At 59.9% G+C, this 23,195-nt stretch carries 17 protein-coding genes and 1 other annotated feature; of the genes, 9 read left to right on the plus strand and 8 right to left on the minus strand.

Features of this window, described 5'->3' with window-relative positions:
• Positions 1-7: 7 nt before the first annotated feature.
• Positions 8-1,372, minus strand: coding sequence for a Na+/H+ antiporter NhaC family protein (locus MCG44_RS01050; RefSeq protein ID WP_147572500.1), 1,365 nt, complete (start codon positions 1,370-1,372; stop codon positions 8-10).
• 346 nt (positions 1,373-1,718) lie between these two features.
• Positions 1,719-4,496 carry an isoleucine--tRNA ligase gene (ileS, locus tag MCG44_RS01055; RefSeq protein WP_240286356.1) on the minus strand — a complete coding sequence of 926 codons (2,778 nt, stop codon included), beginning with the start codon at positions 4,494-4,496 and terminating at the stop codon, positions 1,719-1,721.
• Positions 4,497-4,818: 322 nt separating this feature from the next.
• Positions 4,819-5,068: a binding site (T-box leader), on the minus strand.
• Positions 5,069-5,248: 180 nt separating this feature from the next.
• Between ileS and glf the strand changes: the two genes are divergently transcribed.
• A complete protein-coding gene (gene glf, locus MCG44_RS01060; protein ID WP_186852945.1) occupies positions 5,249-6,412 on the plus strand; it encodes a UDP-galactopyranose mutase in 1,164 nt (387 codons plus the stop codon).
• 95 nt (positions 6,413-6,507) lie between these two features.
• The gene (locus MCG44_RS01065; protein WP_186852944.1) at positions 6,508-7,536 is read left to right on the plus strand and encodes a glycosyltransferase family 2 protein; all 1,029 of its coding nucleotides are present in this window, start codon (positions 6,508-6,510) and stop codon (positions 7,534-7,536) included.
• 77 nt (positions 7,537-7,613) lie between these two features.
• Here the strand turns inward: MCG44_RS01065 and MCG44_RS01070 are convergent, their stop codons facing one another.
• Entirely contained in the window at positions 7,614-7,766 is a 153-nt protein-coding gene (locus MCG44_RS01070; RefSeq protein ID WP_186852943.1) for a hypothetical protein, read from the minus strand.
• 133 nt (positions 7,767-7,899) lie between these two features.
• Here MCG44_RS01070 and MCG44_RS01075 point away from each other — a divergent pair, with 133 nt between their 5' ends.
• Positions 7,900-8,070: a ribbon-helix-helix domain-containing protein gene (locus MCG44_RS01075; RefSeq protein WP_186852942.1), complete on the plus strand. Its 171-nt coding sequence runs from the start codon at positions 7,900-7,902 to the stop codon at positions 8,068-8,070.
• A 14-nt stretch (positions 8,071-8,084) separates the two neighbouring features.
• Here the strand turns inward: MCG44_RS01075 and argB are convergent, their stop codons facing one another.
• The 5 genes from argB to MCG44_RS01100 all read right to left on the minus strand — a co-directional run bounded on the left by argB (position 8,085) and on the right by MCG44_RS01100 (position 14,349).
• Positions 8,085-10,448: an acetylglutamate kinase gene (gene argB, locus MCG44_RS01080; protein ID WP_207721965.1), complete on the minus strand. Its 2,364-nt coding sequence runs from the start codon at positions 10,446-10,448 to the stop codon at positions 8,085-8,087.
• A gap of 108 nt (positions 10,449-10,556) precedes the next feature.
• On the minus strand, positions 10,557-11,273 hold the full coding sequence (locus tag MCG44_RS01085; RefSeq protein WP_147572493.1) for an aspartate/glutamate racemase family protein: 717 nt from the start codon (positions 11,271-11,273) through the stop codon (positions 10,557-10,559).
• Between the two features lie 59 nt (positions 11,274-11,332).
• Complete coding sequence (locus MCG44_RS01090) at positions 11,333-12,553, minus strand: ATP-grasp domain-containing protein (protein WP_240286358.1); 1,221 nt, start codon at positions 12,551-12,553, stop codon at positions 11,333-11,335.
• A gap of 60 nt (positions 12,554-12,613) precedes the next feature.
• The gene (locus MCG44_RS01095; protein WP_240286360.1) at positions 12,614-13,681 is read right to left on the minus strand and encodes an alanine racemase; all 1,068 of its coding nucleotides are present in this window, start codon (positions 13,679-13,681) and stop codon (positions 12,614-12,616) included.
• 209 nt (positions 13,682-13,890) lie between these two features.
• Complete coding sequence (locus MCG44_RS01100; protein ID WP_240286362.1) at positions 13,891-14,349, minus strand: hypothetical protein; 459 nt, start codon at positions 14,347-14,349, stop codon at positions 13,891-13,893.
• 256 nt (positions 14,350-14,605) lie between these two features.
• Here MCG44_RS01100 and MCG44_RS01105 point away from each other — a divergent pair, with 256 nt between their 5' ends.
• The 6 genes from MCG44_RS01105 to mutL all read left to right on the plus strand — a co-directional run bounded on the left by MCG44_RS01105 (position 14,606) and on the right by mutL (position 23,033).
• The gene (locus MCG44_RS01105; RefSeq protein WP_240286363.1) at positions 14,606-15,253 is read left to right on the plus strand and encodes a GNAT family N-acetyltransferase; all 648 of its coding nucleotides are present in this window, start codon (positions 14,606-14,608) and stop codon (positions 15,251-15,253) included.
• A 373-nt stretch (positions 15,254-15,626) separates the two neighbouring features.
• Positions 15,627-17,042, plus strand: a complete 1,416-nt coding sequence (gene miaB / locus MCG44_RS01110) for a tRNA (N6-isopentenyl adenosine(37)-C2)-methylthiotransferase MiaB (RefSeq protein ID WP_147572488.1) — start codon at positions 15,627-15,629, stop codon at positions 17,040-17,042.
• Positions 17,043-17,067: 25 nt separating this feature from the next.
• Positions 17,068-19,674 carry a DNA mismatch repair protein MutS gene (gene mutS / locus MCG44_RS01115; protein ID WP_240286365.1) on the plus strand — a complete coding sequence of 869 codons (2,607 nt, stop codon included), beginning with the start codon at positions 17,068-17,070 and terminating at the stop codon, positions 19,672-19,674.
• A gap of 10 nt (positions 19,675-19,684) precedes the next feature.
• Complete coding sequence (locus MCG44_RS01120) at positions 19,685-20,440, plus strand: AAA family ATPase (RefSeq protein ID WP_186852936.1); 756 nt, start codon at positions 19,685-19,687, stop codon at positions 20,438-20,440.
• A gap of 2 nt (positions 20,441-20,442) precedes the next feature.
• Positions 20,443-20,952, plus strand: coding sequence for a hypothetical protein (locus MCG44_RS01125; protein ID WP_147572485.1), 510 nt, complete (start codon positions 20,443-20,445; stop codon positions 20,950-20,952).
• A gap of 50 nt (positions 20,953-21,002) precedes the next feature.
• On the plus strand, positions 21,003-23,033 hold the full coding sequence (gene mutL, locus MCG44_RS01130) for a DNA mismatch repair endonuclease MutL (protein WP_240286367.1): 2,031 nt from the start codon (positions 21,003-21,005) through the stop codon (positions 23,031-23,033).
• Positions 23,034-23,195: the final 162 nt, after the last annotated feature.

The raw sequence follows: 23,195 nt of genomic DNA on the forward strand, positions 1-23,195 counted from the left end.
CCTCCTGTCACAGTAAGAATCCGCACAGCAGATAGCCTGCCGCAGCGATGGCGGCGGCCAGCATGGCATAGGGAAACTGGGAAAGGGCGTGGTCCATATTTTCCATTTTACAGCAACTGGAGGTGAGAACGGTGGCGTCGGAGTAAAAGCAGGCGTGGCTGCCTAATACTGCTCCAGATACCACGGCTCCCATAACAACCAGCAGATTGGCGTCCAGAGAAACGGCTAAGGGCAGGATAACGGGGACCACGATAGCGGGGATGCCCCACACACTGCCAGTGGAAAAGTTGAGGGCGGCTACCACCAGGAAGGTAATGCAAGGAAAAAATTCTGCGCTCATAAAGGGCTGAACCAAATTAATAATGTAGGGAGCAATGCCGATTTCGTTCATGGCCTCCTGCATGACAAAGGCAAAGTAAATGATGGCCACGGTGGGGATCATATTGCAGAAGCCGTGCATGGCCAAGTCGCAAGCCTTGGACAGGGACATGATCCGCTGGGGGACATACAGGAGCAGGCAGATAGCGATGGCGGCTATGACGGCCAGAAACAGCTCACCCCCCACGATAGCCAGGACGATGAGTACGCCGATGGGAATGACGAAGTTCCATACATTGCCCTGTATATCAGGGGCATCATCCTCGCCCTCCAAGTTCATCAGTTCGCTCTCTGGGGAGTAGACCGCTCCGGTCTTCGCCGCCCGCTGGTAGGCCGCCCGCATCTTGCCCATAGGTGGGATGACGGACAGGGCGAACAGGGGCACGATGACCACAGCGGCGATAGCATAAAACACAAAGGGAATGACCCGGTAAAAGGTAGAGATGCCGCTCCCGTAGCCCAGCTCTGGGACGCCGGCCTCAGCAAAGAAAAGACCGGAAAAGAATACCGCCCAAGTGGAGAAGGGAAGCAGAGCGCAGACCGGGGCGCCGGTGGAATCGATAACATAGGAGAGGGCCTCCCTGGGGATATGGTGTTTGTCCGTTTCCTTTTTCATGCAGATGGATAGAGTCATGATGTTGAGATAGTCGTCTACAAAAATCAGGATGCCCATAATCCAGGTGATAATCAGTGTGCTTTTTGGCCCTCGGCACAGCTTGTCCAGTATTTTGGAAAAGCCCATGGTGCCGTGGGAGGCCCCCAGGAGGGCAATGAGGCTGCCAAACAGTAGACAAACCATAAATACCCACTGGTGGTCATAGCTGGTGGCCACCCGGAAAAAGGCGTCCATCCAGCCGAAGATAAATTTGGGTCCATCAATGATCAGATAGGCAACCAGGGTGCCCGCGATTAGGGGCTCCAGAGTTCGTCGGGTTTTTAATGCGATAGCCACCACTGTTACGATGGGCAGCAGGGTCAAGATGCCGTGATCCATATGAGGTACCTCCCTCTGTTTTGCACAAGTATAGTGTCAGAGGGATTAAGGAGGGCAAAGAGTTTGTCCGGAGGCATTAAAATAAAATAAGGAGGCGCCTGTGGAGTGAAGGGAAGGACTAGGGCAGTCCGATGATACGGCCGGTGTTATGGCGTAGCGGTGGATGATTGGGGTCTCCTGAGGGGAGAGTGCGACCTGGGCGGAATAGACGCATGGACAAAAGAAAAAAGTTGCCTGGACGGATGTCCAGGCAACTTTTTTCTTTCCAGTTCCATTGCGCTTCCTGCGTGAAGCGATCATTATTTGAAGGTTCGGCGCAGGAGAACGAATCGAGAGGGGGTGGCTGTTAAAGCGCCTCAAAAGAGGTAGACTTTGCGATGACGCCTGCGCATCTGGGGCAGAGTGTGGGATGAGCCATATCGGCACCCACCAGGGGATGGTGCTTCCAGCAGCGCTCACACTTCTGACCGGCGGCCTCGGACACAGAGACAGCCAGCTCGCCGCCCACCGTGATCTCCACCTGGGAAACGATGAACAGGTCGGCCAGGAGGGCGCTGTCCATCTCGGCCAGGAAGGCGTCCTCGGACGGGACGGTGAGGGCCACGTCGGCCTCTAGGCTCTTACCGATCTTCTTCTCGTTCCGGGCTGCCTCCAGAGCGACGTTGACCGCGTCCCGGACGGCAATGATCTTATCCCACTGGGCCATCTGCTCCTGGGTGAGGGCATAGTCGGCAAAGGGCTTGTTCATCTCGTTGAGAAGCACGTTCCGGCCGTCGTCCTCCGCCCGGTGGGGCATGGCCAGCCAGATCTCGTCGCAGGTGAAGGCCAGGATGGGGGCAAACAGCTTGGTCATGGTGTCCAGGATAAGGAACAGGGCGGTCTGGGCGGAGCGGCGCTCCAGGCTGTCCTTGCCCTCGCAGTACAGCCGGTCCTTGATGATGTCCAGATAGAAGGAGGACAGCTCCACCACGCAGAAGTCATTGATGGCGTGGGACACCACATGGAACTCGTACTCATCATAGGCGGCGAAGCACTTTTCAATGAGCTGGTTCAGCTTGGTAACGGCCCAGCGGTCCAGCTCCAGCATCTCCCCAGGCTGGACCAGGCAGTTGGGGTCAAACCCATCCAGGTTGCCCAGGCAGTAGCGGGCGGTGTTGCGGAACTTCAGATAATTCTGACTGAGCTGCTTGAAGATATTGTCCGAGCAGCGCACGTCCACATGGTAGTCGGCGGAGCCGGCCCACAGGCGGATCAGGTCGGCGCCGTACTTCTTAAAGATGTCGGCGGGGTCCACGCCGTTGCCCAAAGATTTGTGCATGGCCTTACCCTCGCCATCCACGGTCCAGCCGTGGGTGACGCACTCCTTAAAGGGAGCGCCCTGGCCCAGAGCGCCTACGGCGGTGAGCAGGCTGGACTGGAACCATCCCCGGTACTGGTCCAGGCCCTCCATATAGACGGTGGCGGGCCAGAAGCCCTGGTCCTTCTTCATGGAGGCGTAGTGGGTGGAGCCGGAGTCGAACCACCCGTCCAGAGTGTCCTCCTCCTTGGTAAAGCCTGCTTTGCTCCCACAGTGGGGACAGGAGAAGCCGGCAGGCAGAATGTCAGCGGCCTCCATCTCGTACCAGGCGTTAGAGCCCTTCTCACCAAAGAGCTTGGACACGGCGGAGATGGTGTCGTCGTTGCAGATGGGCTTGCCGCAGTCCTGACAGTAGAACACGGGGATGGGCAGACCCCAGCGGCGCTGGCGGCTGATGCACCAGTCGGCCCGCTCCCGAATCATGGACTTCATCCGGTCAATGCCCCAGCCAGGGATCCACCGCACGTTGTCGCAGGCGGCCACGGCCTGCTCCTTGAAGGCGTCTACAGAGCAGAACCACTGGGGGGTAGCCCGGAAAATGATGGGATTCTTGCAGCGCCAGCAGTGGGGGTAGGAGTGGACGATGTCCTCGCTGGCGAAGAGGGCGCCGCTCTCCTTCATATCGGCCAGAATGACGGGATTGGACTCCTCGGTCTTCATGCCGGCGTATTTTCCAGCGTAATCGGTGTGGCGGCCCCGGTCGTCCACGGGCACCACCATCTCGATTTTGTAGCGTTTGCAGGTCTCGTAGTCGTCTGCGCCAAAGCCGGGGGCGGTGTGAACACAGCCGGTGCCTGAGTCCATAGTGACATACTCGGCGGTGCAGAGCTGGCTGGTCTTGTCCAGGAAGGGATGCTGGGCCAGCATATACTCAAAGTCAGCGCCCTTGAACTGCTTGACGATCTCATAATTCTCAAAGCCGCCGATCTTCATCACCTTGGCGCACAGGGCCTCGGCCATAATATACATTTCGCCGTTGTCCGCCTTTACCAGCACATAGCTCTCCCGGGGGTGAACAGCGATGGCCAGGTTGCCAGGCAGGGTCCAGATGGTGGTGGTCCAGATCACAAAGTACATTTTGGACAGATCGCCGTACTGACTGAGCTTGCCCAGATCGTCCCTGACCTGGAATTTGACATATACGGTGGTACAGGGGTCGTCCTGATACTCAATCTCCGCTTCGGCCAGGGCGGTCTCATCCTTGGGGCACCAGTACACAGGCTTCAGGCCCTTATAGATGTAGCCTTTCTTGTACATCTCGCCAAAAACCTTGACCTCCTCTGCCTCGAAGCCGGGGTCCATTGTGAGGTAGGGGTTCTCCCAGTCCCCCACCACGCCCAGCCGCTTAAAGCCCTCCCGCTGGATATTCACATACTTCTGGGCGTAGTCGTGACAGGCGGTGCGGAATTCGGGGACGCTCATCTGCTTGCGGTTGAGTTTCTGCTCCTTGATGATAGCGGACTCGATGGGCATACCGTGGTTGTCCCAGCCGGGGATATAGGGGGTGTAGCGGCCCCGCATGGCCGCGGCCCGGACCATGAAGTCCTTGATGGACTTGTTCAGAGCGTGGCCCATATGCAGGTTGCCGTTGGAGAAGGGAGGGCCGTCATGAAGGGAGAACAGGGGCTTGCCCTCGTTCTTCTTCAGCAGCTCGTGATACAGGTCCAGCTTCTCCCAGCCCTCCAGCATACCGGGCTCCCGGGCGGGCAGTCCGGCCCGCATGGGGAAATCGGTCTTGGGCAGGTTGATGGTCTTGTTGTAGTCCATTGGTTTGCTTCCTCCTATTTCAGGTCTTTTTTAGACTTTTCTATCAGATTACATGGGAATGTGACTAAGCCGCAGTGCCGGCAGAGCATCGTATGGGGAAATTGGGGAAACGGGTCCCGGGTAAACATACTGGTGGTATCGTCACCGTGGGGCCCCAGCTCCACCACGTCCGTCGGACCGCGGAAAAACCGTAATTCCTGTTGAGTCCAGAAGGGGTATTTTTAGGTGTGCATCGTCCCCTCCTCCATAGGGCGTCCACATTGGGGGCAGTTCATAGAAGCCGCTCCTTTCAAAAAAGAAAACGCCTCTGTCCCCCGAAAGAGACAAAGGCGAAACATCCTCTGCGGTACCACTCTTCTTGCCGCGGGAAAAGACCACGGCCACTCAAGCCTGCCTGGTAACGGGGGCGTCCGGAGGCGCTTACTGTCAGGGAAGCCTGATCTCACAGCGCTTCCCGGTTCGGCCCTCTGCTCCAAGGTGATTTTCCCCTCCCCCTCCTGTCCGCCTCGCACCGGACCGGCGGCTCTCTGTACCATTCAGGGGTGGATACTCGTCCTTTTCATCGCGTGTTTCTATATGCAGTTGATATCTTATCTGCTTTTTCGGGGAATGTCAAGGGGGATGGAACAGCATATTACGCTTATTTTATCCAATCTTCAAGGAATTTTAATTTCCTTTTCCGGGAAAGTGTGATATGATACAAAGGAACATCTATAACGGCCAGCAGGCCGGAAAACGAGGTGGGATCGAGCTTGGAGGAGAAATTTGACGTTCTGGCCGTGGGAGCGGGCTATGCCGGCGCCGTGGCCGCCCGCGCTTTGGCGGATCAGGGGAAACGGGTCCTGGTGCTGGAGCGGAGGGACCACATTGGCGGCAATGCCTATGACCGTCCGGACCAGGCGGGGGTGCTGATCCACCAATACGGCCCCCATATCTTCCACACCAATGACAAACAGGTCTTTGACTGGCTTTCCCGGTTCACCCGGTGGCGGGACTACCAGCACCGGGTGGTGGCCAATATCCCGGACGGCCGGGGCGGACGGATAACCTATCCGGTGCCCTTCAACCTGACCTCCCTGGAAACGGCCTTCGGTCCGGAGGAGGGGAGACGGCTGGGGGATAAGCTGACCGCTGCCTATGGAGCGGAGAAAAAGGTCACCATTCTGGAACTGCGGCAAAATCAGGACCCGTCAATCGCCGCCCTGGCGGATTATGTGTACGAGCACGTCTTTGTCCACTACACCATGAAGCAGTGGGGCCAGAGGCCGGAGGACATTGACCCAAATACCACCGCCCGGGTGCCCGTGTTCCTGTCCAGGGACGACCGCTATTTTCAGGATACATACCAGGGGATGCCTTTGGAGGGCTATACCCCCATGTTTGAAAGGATGCTGGACCATCCCAGCATCACCGTGGAGCTGGGGACGGACGCCCTGGGTCGGTTGGACCTGTCCGGTAACACACTGAAGGTAGACGGCGCCCCCTTTGACGGCCAGGTTATCTACACCGGCCAGGCGGACGAGCTGTTTGGCTTCCGGTTCGGCCCCCTCCCCTACCGCACGCTGGATTTTGCCTTCGAAACGCTGGAGCAGGACGACTTCCAGGGGTACGGCACAGTCAATTACACAGTGGACGAGGACTTTACCCGCATCACTGAGTTCAAACACCTGACCGGCCAGGCGGCGCCCGGCGTGACTACGATTGTAAAGGAATATTCCAAGGCGTATACCGGGGAGAGGGGCGAGATCCCCTATTATGCGATCATCAACCCGGAGAACAACGCCCTATACGCGAAATACAGGGCGGAGGCGGACCGGTTCTCCAACCTCCATCTGCTGGGCCGTCTGGCCGAATACAAATACTATAACATGGACGCGATTGCCGGGAAAGCACTGGAGCTGGCAGAAAAACTCTAGCCAATTCGGAGCCCGGCGGGGCGACTGAGAGGCTAAAAGCGCGGCGGGAACTTGGTTCCTGCTGAGGAAATCCACGTACAATGGGAGAGAAAGACATGGAAAAGCTCATTACTTTCGCGGTCCCCTGCTATAACTCGGCGGCCTATATGGAGCACTGTGTGGACACACTGCTCCAGGGAGGGGACGATATTGAGATCATCCTGGTGGACGACGGCTCCACCAAGGATGAGACCCCGGCCATCTGTGACCGTTACCAGGAGCGGTATCCCGGTATTGTCCGGGCCATCCACCAGGAGAACGGCGGTCATGGAGAGGGAGTCAACCAGGGCATCCGAAACGCCCAGGGCGTCTACTATAAAGTAGTGGACTCGGACGACTGGGTGGACGTGGACGCGCTGAAAAAGGTGCTGGACAAGCTGCGGCAGTTCCAGCGGGACGAAAAGCCCATCGATATGATGATCGCCAACTATGTCTATGAGCATGTGGAGGACAACACCCAAAAGGTAGTGAACTACCGGAACGTATTTCCCGTGGGCCGGGTCTTTGGCTGGGAGCAGATCGGGCGGTTCCGTCCCTCCCAGTATCTGCTGATGCACAGCGTCATCTACCGCACCCAGCTGCTGCGGGACTGCGGGCTGGAGCTGCCCAAACACACCTTCTATGTGGACAATATCTTTGTCTATCAGCCCCTGCCGGCGGTGAAGAATATGTACTACATGGATGTGGACCTGTACCGCTACTTTATCGGTCGGGCGGACCAGTCGGTCAACGAGAAGGTGATGGTCACACGGGTGGACCAGCAGCTGCGGGTCACCTATCACATGATCGGCTCTCACGATCTGCGCCAGGTCAGCGCCCAGCACAAGAAGCTGGGCCGCTATATGTTCAACTACCTGGCCATGATGATGGCTATTTCCTCCATTTTCCTGATTATCGACAATTCCCCCGAAGCACTGGGTAAGCGGACCCAGTTGTGGGAGTACCTGCGGACGGTGGACAGCGCGGTGTACCACAAGATGAAGTACCGGGCGGTCTCCGCCTTTACCGCCTTCCCCGGCTACCAGGGGCGGCGGCTGTCGGTGGGGCTCTACCGGCTGGCCCGGAAGATTTATAAGTTCAATTAAAGAGCGCGGGGCCGCCCATGGCTGTCATGGGCGGCCCCGCCGGCAATATGGGGCAGTCCTCTCCCCCGCGCCCCGCCTCACTCCTCTGGTGGAAGCCGGCGGATGTGTTCCCGCAGGAGCTTTCGGATGTAGCTGGGGACAGAGCGGCAGTCCCGGTCCGCCAGATCCTTCAGGGCGGTGTAGAGCTCCTGGGACATTCGGACGGATACAGTTTTGTATGATTGTTCCATAGTATCACCTCAAGCAAACGATACCATATAGTTACCATGAAGTCAATATATGGACACTACTTGACGGTGAAAAAAATTACTGTTACCCTAATGACAGTAGATAGTAACTATATAGTACATAGGTGATGCGATTATGGGAGAAGCAGTATTGGTCAATCGAAAAAAACTCATCACATCCCTTGCCAATGAGCTGGTAGAGCCCTTTGACAAGCTGTCTAAAAAGACAAGGGTCCCCAAATCCCGCCTGATTGACGAGGCTGTGGAGGACTTGTTGAAAAAATATGAAAAAAGGATGGCCGAGTAGGCCATCCTTTTTGTTTATCCTGTGATCGTCGTTCCAGAGGCCCGCTGGCCCAGCATATGGAGTAGCAGGGAGTGCTCCACCCGGCCGTCCAAAATGGACACCTGGCCCACTCCGGCCCGAATGGCGTGGATGCAGCCCCGCACCTTGGGCACCATGCCCCCGGCGATGAGGCCCGTGTCGATGAGCTCCTCCGCCCGCTTGACGTCCATGTGGTCCACGGCGGTCTTGCTGTTGTGGCTGTCGATCAGGATGCCCCCCACGTCGGTGAGAAAAACCAGGCTCTCCGCCCCCAGAGCCTCGGCCACCGCCCGGGCGGCGTCGTCAGCGTTGCAGTTCAGGCCGTCGCCGTCTTCTCCCAGGGCGATGGGAGAGACCACGGGCACAAAATCCCCATCCAGCAGGGTGGTCAGCACTCTGGGGTCTACACGGGTGATGCTTCCCACCCGCCCCAGAGCCGGGTCCTTGACCACGGCGGTGATGAGCCCGCCGTCCTTGCCCGAAATGCCCACACCGGAGACCTCTAACCGGGCCAGGTCCCGGACGATGGCCTTGTTCACCTGGGCGGACAGGGCCATCTCCGCCGCCTCCAGGGCGGCCTCGTCAGTGACCCGGTAGCCGTTCTCAAAGCGGGTGGGCACCTGCAGCTTGTCCAGCAGGGCAGTAATGTGCTTTCCGCCCCCGTGGACCAGCACCACCCGCATACCCACCATCCGAAGGGCGGCCACATCTTGGAGGGTGGTGTCCAGGGCGGCCTCCGCCCCAATGGCGGAGCCACCGTACTTGACCACTACGGTCTTCCCCTCATGCCGATTCAGAATGGGCAGGATGGACAGCAGATTGCGTACCTTTTCCATGCCGTCCAGACCATGCTGGACATCGTACTCCCGCAGGAAAGCCTGGACATAATCCACGTCAGAGGGGGTGTCCACATACTCATTCCCCCGCTTCTGGCGGGTCTCCGCCCCCTTTCCAGTGATGAGCAGGACGGAGGGGACATGACAGCCCAGGACAGCCTGGCGGATAGCCTCCCCCCGGTTGGGCTCAATGGACCACTCGCAGTTCTGTCCGGCCACATAGGAGGCGATCTCCCGGCAGATGTCCAGGGTGTCCTCCTCTCCGCTGTCCTCCTCGGTGAGGACCACCAGATCGGAGTATTTGCCCGAAATCTCCCCCAGGTCCTTCCGCCGGTCCAGGGCCTTTTTCCCCGGACAGCCAAAGACAGTGACGATCCGCCGGCCGGGATATTCCGCCTGGACAGAGCGGAACAGCGTTTCGAAGCTCATTCGGTTGTGGGCATAGTCTACGATGGCGGTGACCGTTTCATCAGCATTAGAGTAAATCTCCATCCGGCCGGGGACCCGGGCCTTCATCAGCCCCACATAGACACACCGCTCCGGGATGTTCAGCGCCTCGCACACGGCGATGGCGGCCAGCGCGTTCTCCACGTTGAACAGGCCGGGCATGGTCAGCCGAAATTCCCGCAGATAGCGCCTGGTGCGGACCCGGAACAGAATGTCGTTCCCCCGCTTGCGGACCTGGGAGGCGTAGACATCCGCCTCCTGATCCTTCTGAGAAAAGGTGAACAAGGGCCTGCCCGCCGCCCGGGCCGCCTCTAGCACCCGGTCGGCGTAGTCGCAGTCCAGGTTGACGCAGTTGACAGCCCCTTGGGAAAAAATTTTCAGCTTGGAGGAGAAGTAGTCCTCAAAGTCCGGGTGCTCAATGGGTGAGATGTGGTCAAGGCCGATGTTGAGAAAGCAGGCGGCGGCGAACTCGGTACACAGAGTCCGGTGGTATTTCAGGGCCTGGCTGGATACCTCCATGGTGAGATACTCCATCCCCGCTTCCACCCCGTGGGCAAAGTGGCGTTGGAGCTCCAGCGGTTCGGGTGTGGTGAGGTGGGACTCGAACCGCTCCACCCCGTCATAGGTGTCAATGGAGGAGATGATGCCGCTCTCCGGCTTCTCCCGCTCGGCCATATACTCATCCAGGATATATTTCAAATAGTAGGCGGTAGAGGACTTCCCCTTGGTGCCCGTCAGGCCGATGACCTTCAGCTTTCCGGAGGGGTGGCCGTAGAACAGGTCGGCCAGGGGAGCGATGGCCGAGCGCATATCATGGACTTGAAGGCAGGGCAGGTCAGACTGGGGATAGGGGACCTGGCTCACATAGGCCAGCGCCCCTCTCTCCTGGGCCATTTCCAGAAATTCCGGCTTAAAGTGGGCTCCCTTGCAAAGAAACAGGGTACCGGGGACCACCTCTCGGGAGTCGTAAGACACCAGAGCCACCGGGGCGGTCTGGTCTATTTCCCTGGGAATGGGGGCGGCTAAGAGGCCGGAGCGATCCAGCAGGGCGATGTAGTCCTTCAGAATGTGCGCCATGATGAACACCTCGATTTCAGGGTTGAGAGGGAAGATATTGTGTTTGTCCCAGGCAAACCGATTTTAAGGCGTCCGGCAGGGCCGGACACAAAATCTCTATGCTTCACGCTATTTGATGAAGATGTGCCGCAGGGGCTTGCGGCAGGCCTGGACCGACCGCTCGGCCAGGACGGCCATGGCGTCTGTGTAGAAGGGAGGCAGGTGGTGCCTGTCGGCAAAGACGGACAGCTCGGTGCAGGCCAGCACGCCACAGTCGCAGCCCTGTTCCTCCAGGTCCCGGTGGATGGCGGCGAACTTCTGGGGGTCCCCGTCCCGACCGGACTTCACATCGTCGTAGATCAGGGACATGACCAGCTTCTGGGCCGGCGGCGTGGGTACTGTCGCCTGAATCCCCACAGCCTCAAATTCCTTTTGGTATAATCCGGACTGAATTGTACCATCCGTAGCGAGAATGCCAGGGCGCTTCAACCCCTGGGAGGCCAGCAGACGGGCGGTTTCCCGTATCATGTGGAGGATGGGCACCCCTACCTGCTCCTGCACCCTGTCCAAAAAGAAGTGCGAGGTGTTGCAGGGGACGGCGATGACGGTACAGCCCGCTCCCTCCAGCAGGCGCGCGTCGGCCAACAGCCGTTGAAAAACAGCCTCCCGTTCCCCCTCGCTGCCTAAAATAGCCTCGGTGCGGTCGGGCATCTGGCTGTCCGAGAGGATTAGGGCGTTGACGTGCTCCTGGTCACAGGAGGCCTCCGTCCGGTCAATGACAAATTGATAAAAGGTATTGGTTGCCTGGGGGCCCATTCCCCCCAGAACGCCTAAACGATATTCCATAAAATCACCATGGTGGGAAGAAGAACAGCAAAAAAGAGGAGCCGCAGGTCCTGTGCCGGTCAATCCTCCGCGGGTATCTTGTTATACTGGTTGAACCGCTTGATATTCCCCAGGTGGTTTTTCATCACCCGGAGCCGCCGCTTGAGAGAGCCATCCTTGTCGTAAACCAGGGAGTGGCTGTCCGCCCCGGCTTTAATGAGGGCCCGCATCTCCTGGTGGTACTGCTTTGGGGTGAATTTGAAGGCCACCTTCCGGGGAACCATGCGCCACAGGGAGCGGTTGCGGGTCATCTCAAAGGGCAGGTCCTTCCCCTCCACACGGTCCTGGACGACCATCTTGGCGATGTTGTGGCCCGCCCCGGTGACGTAGTAGTTGCTCCGCCCCTGGCGGCAGTTGATCTCAAAGGCCTTGTACTTCCCGTCCCGGCTGTCGTACTTGATGTCAAAGTTGGAGAAGCCGGTGAAGTGAAGGGCCTCCAGGAGAGTTTTGATTTTCAGCTCTAGGGCCTCGTCGCACTCAGTCAGGATGACGGCGTGGTTTCCGATGCCGTGGGGGGAGTGTTCCTCCAGCAGCACATGGCCCAGGCACATGGTGGTCACCCGGCCGTTCCGGTCGGAGTAGCTGGTCAGCACCCGCATATAGCTGTCATCTCCGGGGATGAACTCCTGAAGGACCATGTGGTCCTGGTAGCCGGCGGCGTATACATGGTCCAGAGCGGCCAGCAGCTCCTCCCAGCTCTGACAGATGTAGACCTTGGCCAAGGAGTGGTCCCCACAGGCCCAGTAGGCCACGCTGTCAGCGGGCTTGGCAATGTAGGGCGGACCCCAGGGGAGCTGAAAGTCGTGGCCCATGGACTTGTCGTAGATAAAGGTGGCCGGGTGATCGATGCCATGCTGGTCGCACAGGGCGTAAAACTTTTCCTTGTTGATGAGGGTGTCCAGCAGGTCTCCGTCAATGTAGGGGGCGATGACGTTGGCCGGCAGGCTGTCCTTACAGTGGGCGGCCAGCTGGACATAGCTGTCCCCGCAGCCCAGCAGGAGGACTTTTTTGTCCGGAAACTCCCTGGCTACCGCCTCTGTGTTCCGGCGGAAGGCCGCCTCGCTCTCGTTGTCGGGGCACACCCGGTAGTCGAGGATGGCGGAGCCGTGGCAGGGGAAGGAGGGATATTTGCCATAGGCCACGCTCCTTACCCCATAGGCCTCATGAAAGGCCCTGGCCACGGAGTACACGTTGATGTCCCCGCCAAAGAGGAGGGGCTGAAATTGTAAAGGATCGGACACTTGATAGGACTCCTTTTTCTCAAGAGTAAAGGGTAAAGAGGGGGCGTGCCAAAAGGCAGGTCAGCGGTACTCAATGACAAAGCCCCTGGCAAACAGAGGGTCCATCTCAAAGACCGCCAAATCCCCATAGGCGCATTTCATGTTGGTTACATCCAGAATAGTCTCGCTGGCGCCCACGGGGCCCAGCACCCGGGCGCGCTGCTCTCCGACGCGGACGGTGCGTCTCCGGCTCCGGCGCCACTGGGCCAGCAGGGCGGTCAGGCCGGACTGCCGGGGGCGCTCCACGCCAAAGCCGTTCTGATAGCCCACGGGTAGGACGGCCACTCGGGTAGGCTTTTTCAGCACAAGGGGCTTGTCCGCCCCGATGGTGTGGCCCCTGGGCAGCCAGCGGACCTCGGCCAGAGGGGCTTCCCCATAGCCAACGGTTCGCAATCCGTCGTCCCGGGTCCGTCGGCACCGCCCCAAAATAGCGGAGCCGGCCCGCACGCCGTCCAGCCGGGCGCTGTCGTCGTGGAGCAGAGAGAAGGAGCCGGCGGCATGGACCACTCCGGTCTCAAAGCCGGCGGAATGGATCGTGTCCAGCACCTGGTGGAACTGCTCCAGCTGCTGCTTGGCCTCCGGGTCGTTGGGCTGGGCGGCGTGGAGCTGAGTATAGATGCCAGATAGAGCCACATTGGGGAGAGAGCGATAGGCCAGCAGGATCTTCTCCGGCTCCCCCACCAGAAAGCCTCCAAAGCCCATCCCGGTGTCCACCTGAATGTGGGCCTCCACCACGGTGGAGCGGTTCTCCGCCAGCGCGTTCAGAGCCATCCCGGTGTCCACCGAAGAGATGGTGCACACCGCGTTTAGGTCCACCAGCCGCTCCAGCTCCTCCCGGTCAGTGGTGGAACGGAGCATCAGGATTTCCTCGTCCACAAAGCCGGCCTCGCGCAGCGCCTGGGCCTCGGACACTTCAGACACCGCAAAGTGGCCGATACCCTCGTCCCGGAGAAGCTGGGCCAGGGCCGCGATGCCGGCGCCCCCTCCGTCCCCAGACAGCACGCCATAGATCACCGCCCCGGCGGCCCGCTCCTTGATCACCGCCAGGTTGTTTTTGACCGCCGACTTTTCGATGACTAATTTACGCATATGGATGGCTCCCCTCTATCTCTCCAGGATATATCTTACCCATATTAACGCTTCATTTTACCACTATTTGAAATAAAAGGCAACGGATAGATGGCGCCTCCCCTTTCCCCTTTGGACCGATTTAGGCTTACCTAACAATTCGTTCATCAAAATGACGAAGGGAGGCATATTCTCAGTTGATAACTGATGCATAAGCCGGAATTTCCTTGTTATTGTCGCTTTATTTCCATGCAATAAAAGGAAGGCCTATTTGGATGAATTTTATCCGGGGTATTCCAAATATCTGCACTATCAATGTCCTTGATATGTTTTGTGGTAAGATCAGAAATGGATATTGTTCTTCTGTGAACTACAGGGCTGTCCTCAAATTCATAGCAGTCCATCAGCCACACATGCCAGAGCTCTATAGAATCAGTATTTTGCAGCGCGTTTTTTATATATGCAATTATTTGCTTGGCTCTGCCATCGGTATAATTCCATTCCAGATAGACAGCGTTTCTCTTTTCGGTATAGTCCTCAACATCTGTAAAGGTGTACAGGCAATAGTTATCATCCGCGCCGCCATCATGTACTGTGCCATCATCAATATGTATATCCAATGGGTAATCCTGTGAAGGTTCTATTTCAGTCAAAGGATAGTCTGAAGCGATAAATGTACATACACTCATTGGAGATGCCCCCTTAAAATATTCCAATCTGTCCTTTTGGTTTAATTTATCACATTGTTTTGTTTGTATCAATGCTTGGTAAAATCGATGGAGTTAGACTCCATGCATTCAAAAGGAAAAAGGGATAATGGATTTCACCGGGACATCCCTATGGAGAAAAAAGAAGCGGACCTCTGTTGTACGGGGGAAGAAAGCGTGGTAAACTAAACAATACGGGCACGGCCAGACAGCGGCCCGCAGGATCGGAGGAACATTCATGAGAAAAGACATTATTATCCGGAGGGAAACAGAGGACGACCGGCCCAGGGTAGAGGAGATCGTCAGGCGGGCCTTTTATAACTTGTATATTCCCGGAGCCGCGGAGCACTACCTAGTCCACATCATGCGCTCCCACCCGGACTTTATTCAGGAGCTGGACCTGGTGCTGGAGTTAGAGGGACAGGTCATCGGAGCGATCATGTACACCAGAACCCACTTGGTGGATGAGCGTGGGGAGGAGCGGGAGATCCTCACCTTTGGTCCGGTATGCGTTCTGCCGGAGTATCAGCGCATGGGGTACGGAAAGATGCTGATGGAGGCATCCTTCCAAAAGGCGGTGGAGATGGGCTATGACACCATTGTAATCTTCGGCGCACCGGGCAACTATGTGAGCCGGGGCTTTAAGAGCTGCAAGAGGTACAACGTCTGCCTGGAGAACGGCTCCTTCCCGGCGGCCATGCTGGTTAAGGAGCTGGTCCCCGGCTCCCTGGACGGCAGGAAGTGGGTGTACCGCCAGAGTCCCGTCTTTGAGTTTAGCGAGGAGGAGGCCCTGGCCTATGACGACACCCTGGAGCCCCTGGAGAAAAAGGAGCTGCCCTGCCAAGAGGAGTTCTATATCCTAAGCAGCGCGATGCTGCCGGAATAGACCGATATAAAAAAGCAGGCAGCTCGTCGAAAAAGTAGAAATACCCCAAATTTTGTGTAAGAGCCTCGCGGAGTTCCATCGTCCGCAGACGACAGAATGAAATTTGTTTTTCCGAGGATATGCGCCTGGAAAAAACACTTCTCAGCCTGCAAGTGTGCGAGCACAGCGAGTGCGACGCAGCAGGCTGCAGGTCTTCGAAAGAAATGTTTGCGTTTTGGAGAGGGCCTGTTGACTTTGTCGAAAGGCCTGAGAGGGGGCGCCAGATCGGCGCCCCCTCCTTCTTGTGTTTCCGCTCAATAAATGCTATAATATAATGATTCAGTATGTGCGCCCGAAACAGGGCGGCAAATACCCCTGTATCGGGAGGAACAACATGGAAAAGACCACTACGATCATCCCCCAGGGCGACGTAGAGCGCCAGCTTTGGTACTGCGAACAGGTCGCCGCCGTCACCGCCCAGTGGCCGGAGCGGCCTCTGGCCTTTGTGGACACCTATGGCTGCCAGCAGAACGAGGCGGACAGCGAGCGCATCCGGGGCTATCTGAAAAAGATGGGCTTCGGCTTTACGGACGACGAGGAGCGGGCCCGGATCATCGTCATCAACACCTGCGCCATCCGGGAACACGCCGAGCAGCGGGTGCTGGGCAACGTGGGCGCGCTGGTCCATGTGAAGCGCCGCCACCCGGAGCAGCTGATCTGCCTGTGCGGCTGTATGATGCAGGAGCCTCATGTGGCTGAAAAGATACGCCAGTCCTACCGCCATGTGGACCTGGTCTTTGGCCCTCACGCACTGTGGAAGTTTCCGGAGATGATCTACACCCTGCTGACCCAGCGGGGCCGCATCTTCTCCAACGCTGACGAGGCGGGTTCCATCGCTGAGGGCATTCCGGTAGTCCGCCAGGATAAGGTGAAGGCATGGGTGTCCATCATGTACGGGTGCAACAACTTCTGCTCCTACTGCATTGTGCCATATGTCAGGGGGCGGGAGCGGTCCCGGAGGCCGGAGGATATCCTCCAGGAAGTGGAGGAGCTGGCGCGGGAGGGCTATAAGGACATCACCCTGCTGGGTCAGAATGTGAACTCCTACGGCAAGGATTTGGAGGAGCCGATGGATTTCGCCGACCTGCTGGAGCGGGTCAACGCTATCCCTGGGGAGTTTCTCATCCGCTTCATGACCTCTCACCCCAAGGACGCCACCCACAAGCTGTTTGAAACCATGGCTCGGTGTGAGAAGGTGGCCCCCGTCCTCCACCTGCCCTTCCAGGCGGGAAATGACCGGGTGCTGAAGGTGATGAACCGGAGGCATACCAGAGAGCAGTATTTAGAAAAGATTCGGGACCTAAAGTCCCTGATCCCCGATATCGTACTGACCTCCGACATCATCGTGGGCTTCCCTGGGGAGACCACCGAGGAGTTTGAGGACACCTTAAAGGTGCTGGAGGAGGTCCGCTTTGACGCCCTGTTCACCTTCATTTTTTCCCCCCGGGTGGGGACCCCGGCGGCCAACATGGACGATCCCATGCCCCGGGAGGAGAAGCTGGCCAACTTCAACCGGCTGACCGCCCTTCAAGACGCCATCTCCGAGGAGAAGCACCGGGCCTATGTCGGCAGGACCGTGCGCTGTCTGCTGGACGGACTGTCCGACGACGAGCGGTACGACCTTACCGCCCGCACCCCCGGAAACCGCCTGGTCCGAGTGGTGGGCGGCAGATCCGCCCTGGGCCAGTTCCGGGATGTGAAGATCACCGACGCCAACAAGTGGTCCCTGTTTGGGGAGCTGATTGAGTAGAGAGAGAAGAAAGTAGGTGCCCCCTATGCCGGCAGAAACCACCCCCATGATGCAGCAATACCTGGATATCAAGGCCCAGAACCCGGACTCCATCCTGTTTTTCCGGCTGGGCGACTTCTACGAGATGTTCAACGAGGACGCCAAGCTGGTGTCCAAGGAGCTGGACCTGACGCTGACCACCCGGGACCGGAACAAGCCCCCGGAGGAGCGCACCCCCATGTGCGGGGTCCCCTATCACTCCTGTGACAGCTATATCGCCCGGCTCATCGCCAAGGGCTACAAGGTGGCCATCTGCGAGCAGACCGAGGACCCGGCTCTGGCCAAGGGCCTGGTAGACCGAGAGATCATCCGGGTTATCACTCCGGGCACCGTCATCGCCTCCTCCATGCTGGAGGAGGGGAAAAACAACTACATCTGCGCCGTCTACGCCGACTCGGCCGCCTTTGGCCTGTGCCTGTGCGACATCTCCACCGGCGAGGTGTACGCCACCTCTTTCCCCGCCGGAGCGGAGGCCCTGGACCACCTGGAGAACGAGCTGGGTAGATTTCACCCCGCCGAGGCGGTGCTGTCCGACGGGGCGTTTCAGCTTGACGGCCTGGTTCCCTTCCTGCGGGAGCGGCTGGACTGCCCCTGTGAGAACGGTGGGGAGGCCAGGTTCCGCCTGGACGCCGCCCGTCCCCTGGTGGAAAAGCAGTTTAAGGCCGGGCTGGACACCCTGCCTCGGGGGGACGAGGGGGCGGTCCAGGCCGCCGGCGGCCTGCTGACCTATCTCTACGAGACCCAGAAGACAGACCTGTCCCACATCGCCAACTTTACCTACTACACCGCCGAGCAGTTCATGGAGCTGGACCTGACCGCCCGGCAGACCCTGGAGCTCACCTCCACCCTCCGGTCCAAGGACAAGAAGGGCTCCCTGCTGTGGGTGCTGGACAAGACAAAGACCGCTATGGGCGGCCGCCTGCTCCGGGGCTGGATGGAGCGGCCCCTCCTCTCCCCAGTCCAGATCGGCCGGCGGCAGCAGGCCGTGTCCGACCTGGTGGAGGACATCATCACCCGGGAGGAGCTGGCCCTCACCCTGCGGGAAGTCACCGACCTGGAGCGGCTCATCGGCCGGGTGGTCTATGGCTCCGCCGGCGGGAGGGACCTGGTGGCCCTGTCGGGCGGCCTGGCCCGACTGCCCCGTATTCGGGAACTGCTGGGCCACTGTCCCTCTGCCCTGCTCCAGTCCCTCCGGGAGGAGCTGGACGACCTGCCCGAGGTCCGGGACCTGCTGGACCGGGCCCTGGTGGACGAGCCCCCCTTCTCCGTCCGGGAGGGCGGCTTTATTCGGGATGGCTATGATCCGGAGGTGGACGAGCAGCGCAACCTGCTGGAGCACTCCGCCGAGCTGCTGGCCCAGCTGGAGGCCCGGACCAAGGAGCAGACGGGCATCAAGAACATGAAGATCAAGAGCAACAAGGTCTTTGGCTATTACATCGAGGTGGCCAAGTCCCAGATCGACCTGGTGCCCCCTGAGTGGGCCCGGAAGCAGACTACGGTGAACGCCGAGCGGTACATCTCCCAGGAGCTGAAGGAGCTGGAGCACGCCATCCTGTCCGCCCAGGATAAGGTGACCGCCCTGGAGTACCAGATCTTCTGCCAATTAAAGGGGGCCGTGTGCGCCCAGGTCCACCGGGTGCAGAAGTCCGCCGCCGCCGTGGCCCAGGTGGACGTGCTCAACTCCTTCGCTGCTGTGGCCGCCGCCAACGGCTACTGTATGCCTCAGGTGGACGCCTCCAACTCTCTGACCATTGTGGAGGGCCGCCACCCCGTGGTGGAAAAGGTGTTGAAAAATGCCCTCTTTGTCCCCAACGATACCCACATGGACTGCGGCCAGGATATGTGCGCCATCATTACCGGCCCGAATATGGCGGGCAAGTCCACCTATATGCGCCAGGTGGCCCTCATCGTCCTCATGGCCCAGATGGGCTCCTTCGTCCCCGCCAAGTCGGCCCATATCGGGGTGGTGGACCGGGTGTTTACCCGCATCGGAGCCAGCGACGACCTGTCCGCTGGCCAGTCCACCTTTATGGTAGAGATGACCGAGGTGGCCGCCCTGCTGAAAAACGCCACCCGGCGATCCCTGCTGATCCTGGACGAGATCGGCCGGGGCACCTCCACCTATGACGGCATGGCCATCGCCCGGGCGGTGCTGGAGCACTGCGCCGACCCCAGGCGGCTGGGGGCCAAGACCCTGTTCGCCACCCACTACCATGAGCTTACCGCTCTGGAGGGCCAGATCCCAGGGGTGAAGAACTACAACATCGCCGCCAAGAAAAAGGGCTCTGACGTCATCTTTCTGCGGAAGATCGTCCGGGGCGGGGCCGATCAGAGCTACGGCGTGGAGGTGGCCAAGCTGGCCGGGGTGCCCGACCGGGTGGTGCGCCGGGCCAGGGAGATTCTGGAGGAATTGGAGGCAGGAGTACCCCAGCCCGCTGCCGGGACACAGCCATCGGTTGAGGAGCAGATCTCCCTGGGCGACCTGGGGGGCCAGACCGTGCTGAAGAAGCTGCGGATGACCGATGTGAACGTCCTCTCCCCCATCGAGGCGCTGAATCTGTTGGCCGAGCTGAAGCAGGATCTGGCCCAGTGAGGGGAGCGCCATGGACCGCCGCTATATCGACCGTATCTACTTAAATCAGCCTGTCCCGGCGGACAGCTATCTTGCCGCCCTCCCGGCCGTCCGGGCCCTGGGGGGCCGGGACCACCCCCTGACCTTCCCCGCTCCCGTCACCTTTTTGGTGGGGGAGAACGGCACGGGCAAATCCACTCTGTTGGAGGCCATTGCGGTGGCCTGTGGCTTCAACGCCGAGGGAGGCACCCGAAATTTCAGCTTTTCCACCCGTGACACCCACTCTCCCCTGCACCGCTATCTGACGGTGGGGCGAAGGAGCTACCCACGGGACGGCTTTTTTCTTCGGGCGGAGAGCTTCTATAACGTGGCTACCAACATCGATGAGATGGACGAGGAGCCGGGGCCGGGCGGACGGGTCATTGACAGCTACGGCGGGGTGTCCCTCCACCGGCAGTCCCACGGGGAGAGCTTCCTCTCCCTGGTGGAGCACCGCTTTGGCGGCCAGGGCCTATACCTGCTGGACGAGCCGGAGGCCGCCCTCTCCCCTGCCCGGCTGATGACTCTGCTGGTCCACATCCGCCATCTGGTGGGACGGGACTCCCAGTTTCTCATCGCCACCCATTCCCCGATCCTGATGGCTTACCCCGGCGCCTGTATCTATCAGTTGTCAGAAACAGGGATCTCCCAGGTGAACTATCGAGATACAGAGCACTATCAGCTGACACGGCGGTTTCTGGAGGCCCCGGAGCGGATGATGGAGCTGCTGTTTCAGGAGGAGGGCTGACCATGTCCCGCAAAAACGCCGGAAAAAACAGCCCGGATTCCATATCCCAAATAGCGGCCTTAATACTTATGGCTCTGGGTACTTTGTTTTCTGTGCTGGGCCTGCTGGGGTATGTATTAGACCTGCCCATGAAAGCGGGTGAGGCGCGGGGATTTCTCCCTATGGGACTGGTCATTCTGGCTGTTGGAGGGGCGTGCGACCTGTGGGCACGGAGTAAAAAAGCCGCCCGCATCCGCCTGTTGACGGAGGGACAGCCTGTTCCGGGAGAGATCCTGGAGATTCGGCGCCACATTTTTATCACCTGGAATGAAAATGACTGGATCAATTTTCCGGGAAAGAATTCCCCCTGGAGTGTTTCGTGCCGATACACCTGGGAGGGAAGGGAGTACACCGTTCAAAGCCCCCTGATATGGCGGGAGCCGGTCAGATCCGGACCGGTCACTGTTTATCTGGACGCAAAAAAGCCGCGCCGGGCGGCGGTGGATCCGGACAGCGTTGCCACAGTGTTGTAGGCACAGCGGCCTGAACGCCCCACAGCTTAGAACAGAAAAAGAGGTATATCATGCCAAATATCCAAGTGTTAGACCCCCATGTTGCCGACCTGATCGCCGCCGGTGAAGTCGTAGAGCGGCCCGCCAGCGTGGCCAAGGAGCTGATGGAGAACGCCATCGACGCTGGGGCCTCCGCCATCACGGTGGAGATCTCCCACGGAGGAATGACCTTCCTCCGGGTGACGGACGACGGGAAGGGCATCCCCGCCGGGGAGCTGAAAACCGCCTTCCTCCGCCACGCCACCAGCAAGCTGCGCACTGAGTATGACCTGGAGGCCATTGGCACCCTGGGTTTCCGGGGGGAGGCTCTGGCCGCCATCTCCGCCGTGTCCCGTGTGGAGGTGATGACCCGGACAGCGGACGCCCCTCTGGGGGCCTCCCTGGCCCTGGAGGGCGGAGTACCGGGACAGGTGGAGGAGGCGGGCTGCCCCCTGGGCACCACCATGGTGGTGCGGGACCTGTTCTACAACACCCCCGCCCGGCTGAAATTCATGAAAAAGGACGCCGCCGAGGGGGCGGCCGTCTTTGCCGTGGTCCAGCGGGCGGCCCTGTCCCACCCGGAGGTGAGTGTGAAATTTATCAGGGACGGCAAGCAGGAGCTGCTCACCCCCGGTGACGGACAGCTCCAGTCCGCCGTCTATTCTGTCCTGGGCCGGGAGCTGGCACTGGGCTTCCGCCCGGTGAAGGCCAGCGGCGAGGATATGACTGTGACCGGCTTCGTGTCCATGCCCGCCTGCTGCCGGGGCAGCCGGAGCTGGCAGTTCTTTTTCGTCAACGGCCGCCAGGTGAAAAGCCCGCTGATGGCCGCCGCCCTGGAGCAGGCCTATCAAAACCAGAAGATGGTGGGCAAATTTCCAGGCTGTGTCCTCCATCTGGAGTTAAAGCTGTCCGCTGTGGATGTGAACGTCCACCCCGCCAAGACCGAGGTGAAGTTCGGCCAGGAGCGCCAGGTATTTTCCGCCATATACCACGCGGTCCTCTCCGCCCTGGAGAGCGACCGCTCCCACCCCCAGGTGGAGCTGAAAAACACCGTCCTGGCCGGGGTGAGGCCCCAGGACACGGTTACGCCGAACCAGACCCGGCTCGGAGGTCCGTCCTGGGCGGCGGAGGGACGGCAGGGGGAAAGGCCCCCCGTCCTACCCCAGCCCCCCCGCCGGGAGAGCGTCCCGTCCGGCGTGGTCCAGGTCCATGACACCAGCTACCAGGGTCGGCCGGCCGTCCCCGCCGGAGAGAGGAAGCCCGTTGGGCGCTTCAGCCCCAGCCCTCTGGCCGCCGTCCTGACCCCGGCCGCCCCGGCGAGGCGGGAGGAGGCGCCCGGCCGCGCCACAGGGAGCCCCATTCCGCAAAAGGGCGATTCCACCGGGCAGGGGGAGCTGCCCCGTAGGAATCAGGAGGCTCCGCCGCAAGTGACAGTGGCGGAGGAGCGGCCTGGTCAAGAGCGGGACGCCTCCGCCGGGGACACCCCCCTTATCCCCCAGGAGGAGGGCTGGCGCTTGGCCGGGGAGGTGCTCAACACCTATATCATCGTGGAGCGGGGGGACACGGTGTATTTGATCGACAAGCACGCCGCCCATGAGCGGATGAACTTTGACCGGATGAAGGCGTCGGGCTATGACCCCATGGCCCAAAGCCTGCTGGCCCCCGCCATCTGCCGCCTGTCCGCCCAGGAGCGGGAGGTCCTGCTGGCCCACGGGGCGCTGCTGGAGGAGTTCGGCTTTGAGGTGGACCAGCTGGGGCAGGACCTGGCGGTCCGTCAGGCCCCCTTTGACGTGGCGGTGGAGGATATCCCCGCCACTCTGGAGGAGATCGCCCAAAAGCTGCTGACTACGGGCGGGGCGGACCCCGCCGCCGCCCGGGATGAGCTGCTCCACACCATGGCCTGCAAGGCGGCCATCAAGGGGGGCTGGAAGACCAGTCTTCAGGAGCTGGAGCGGGTGGCCCAGGCGGTCATGGAGGGCAGCGTAAAATATTGTCCTCACGGTCGGCCGGTAGCCATCGAGCTGACGAAAAAGGAATTGGAAAAACAGTTCAAAAGAGCCTGATAGGGCAATATTTTACAGGCGCAGCCGCCGCAGGGGGGAATCTATTTTCCCCCGAGGAGAAATCAAAAAAGGGCTCCCGGCGTGGAAGCCCCCTTTCCATAAGGAAACGGAGCGTCGAAAAGCGAGGGGCGGCAGACCGCCCCCGGTGGTTGGAGGTGAAGA

The organism is Lawsonibacter sp. OA9 (assembly GCF_022440585.1).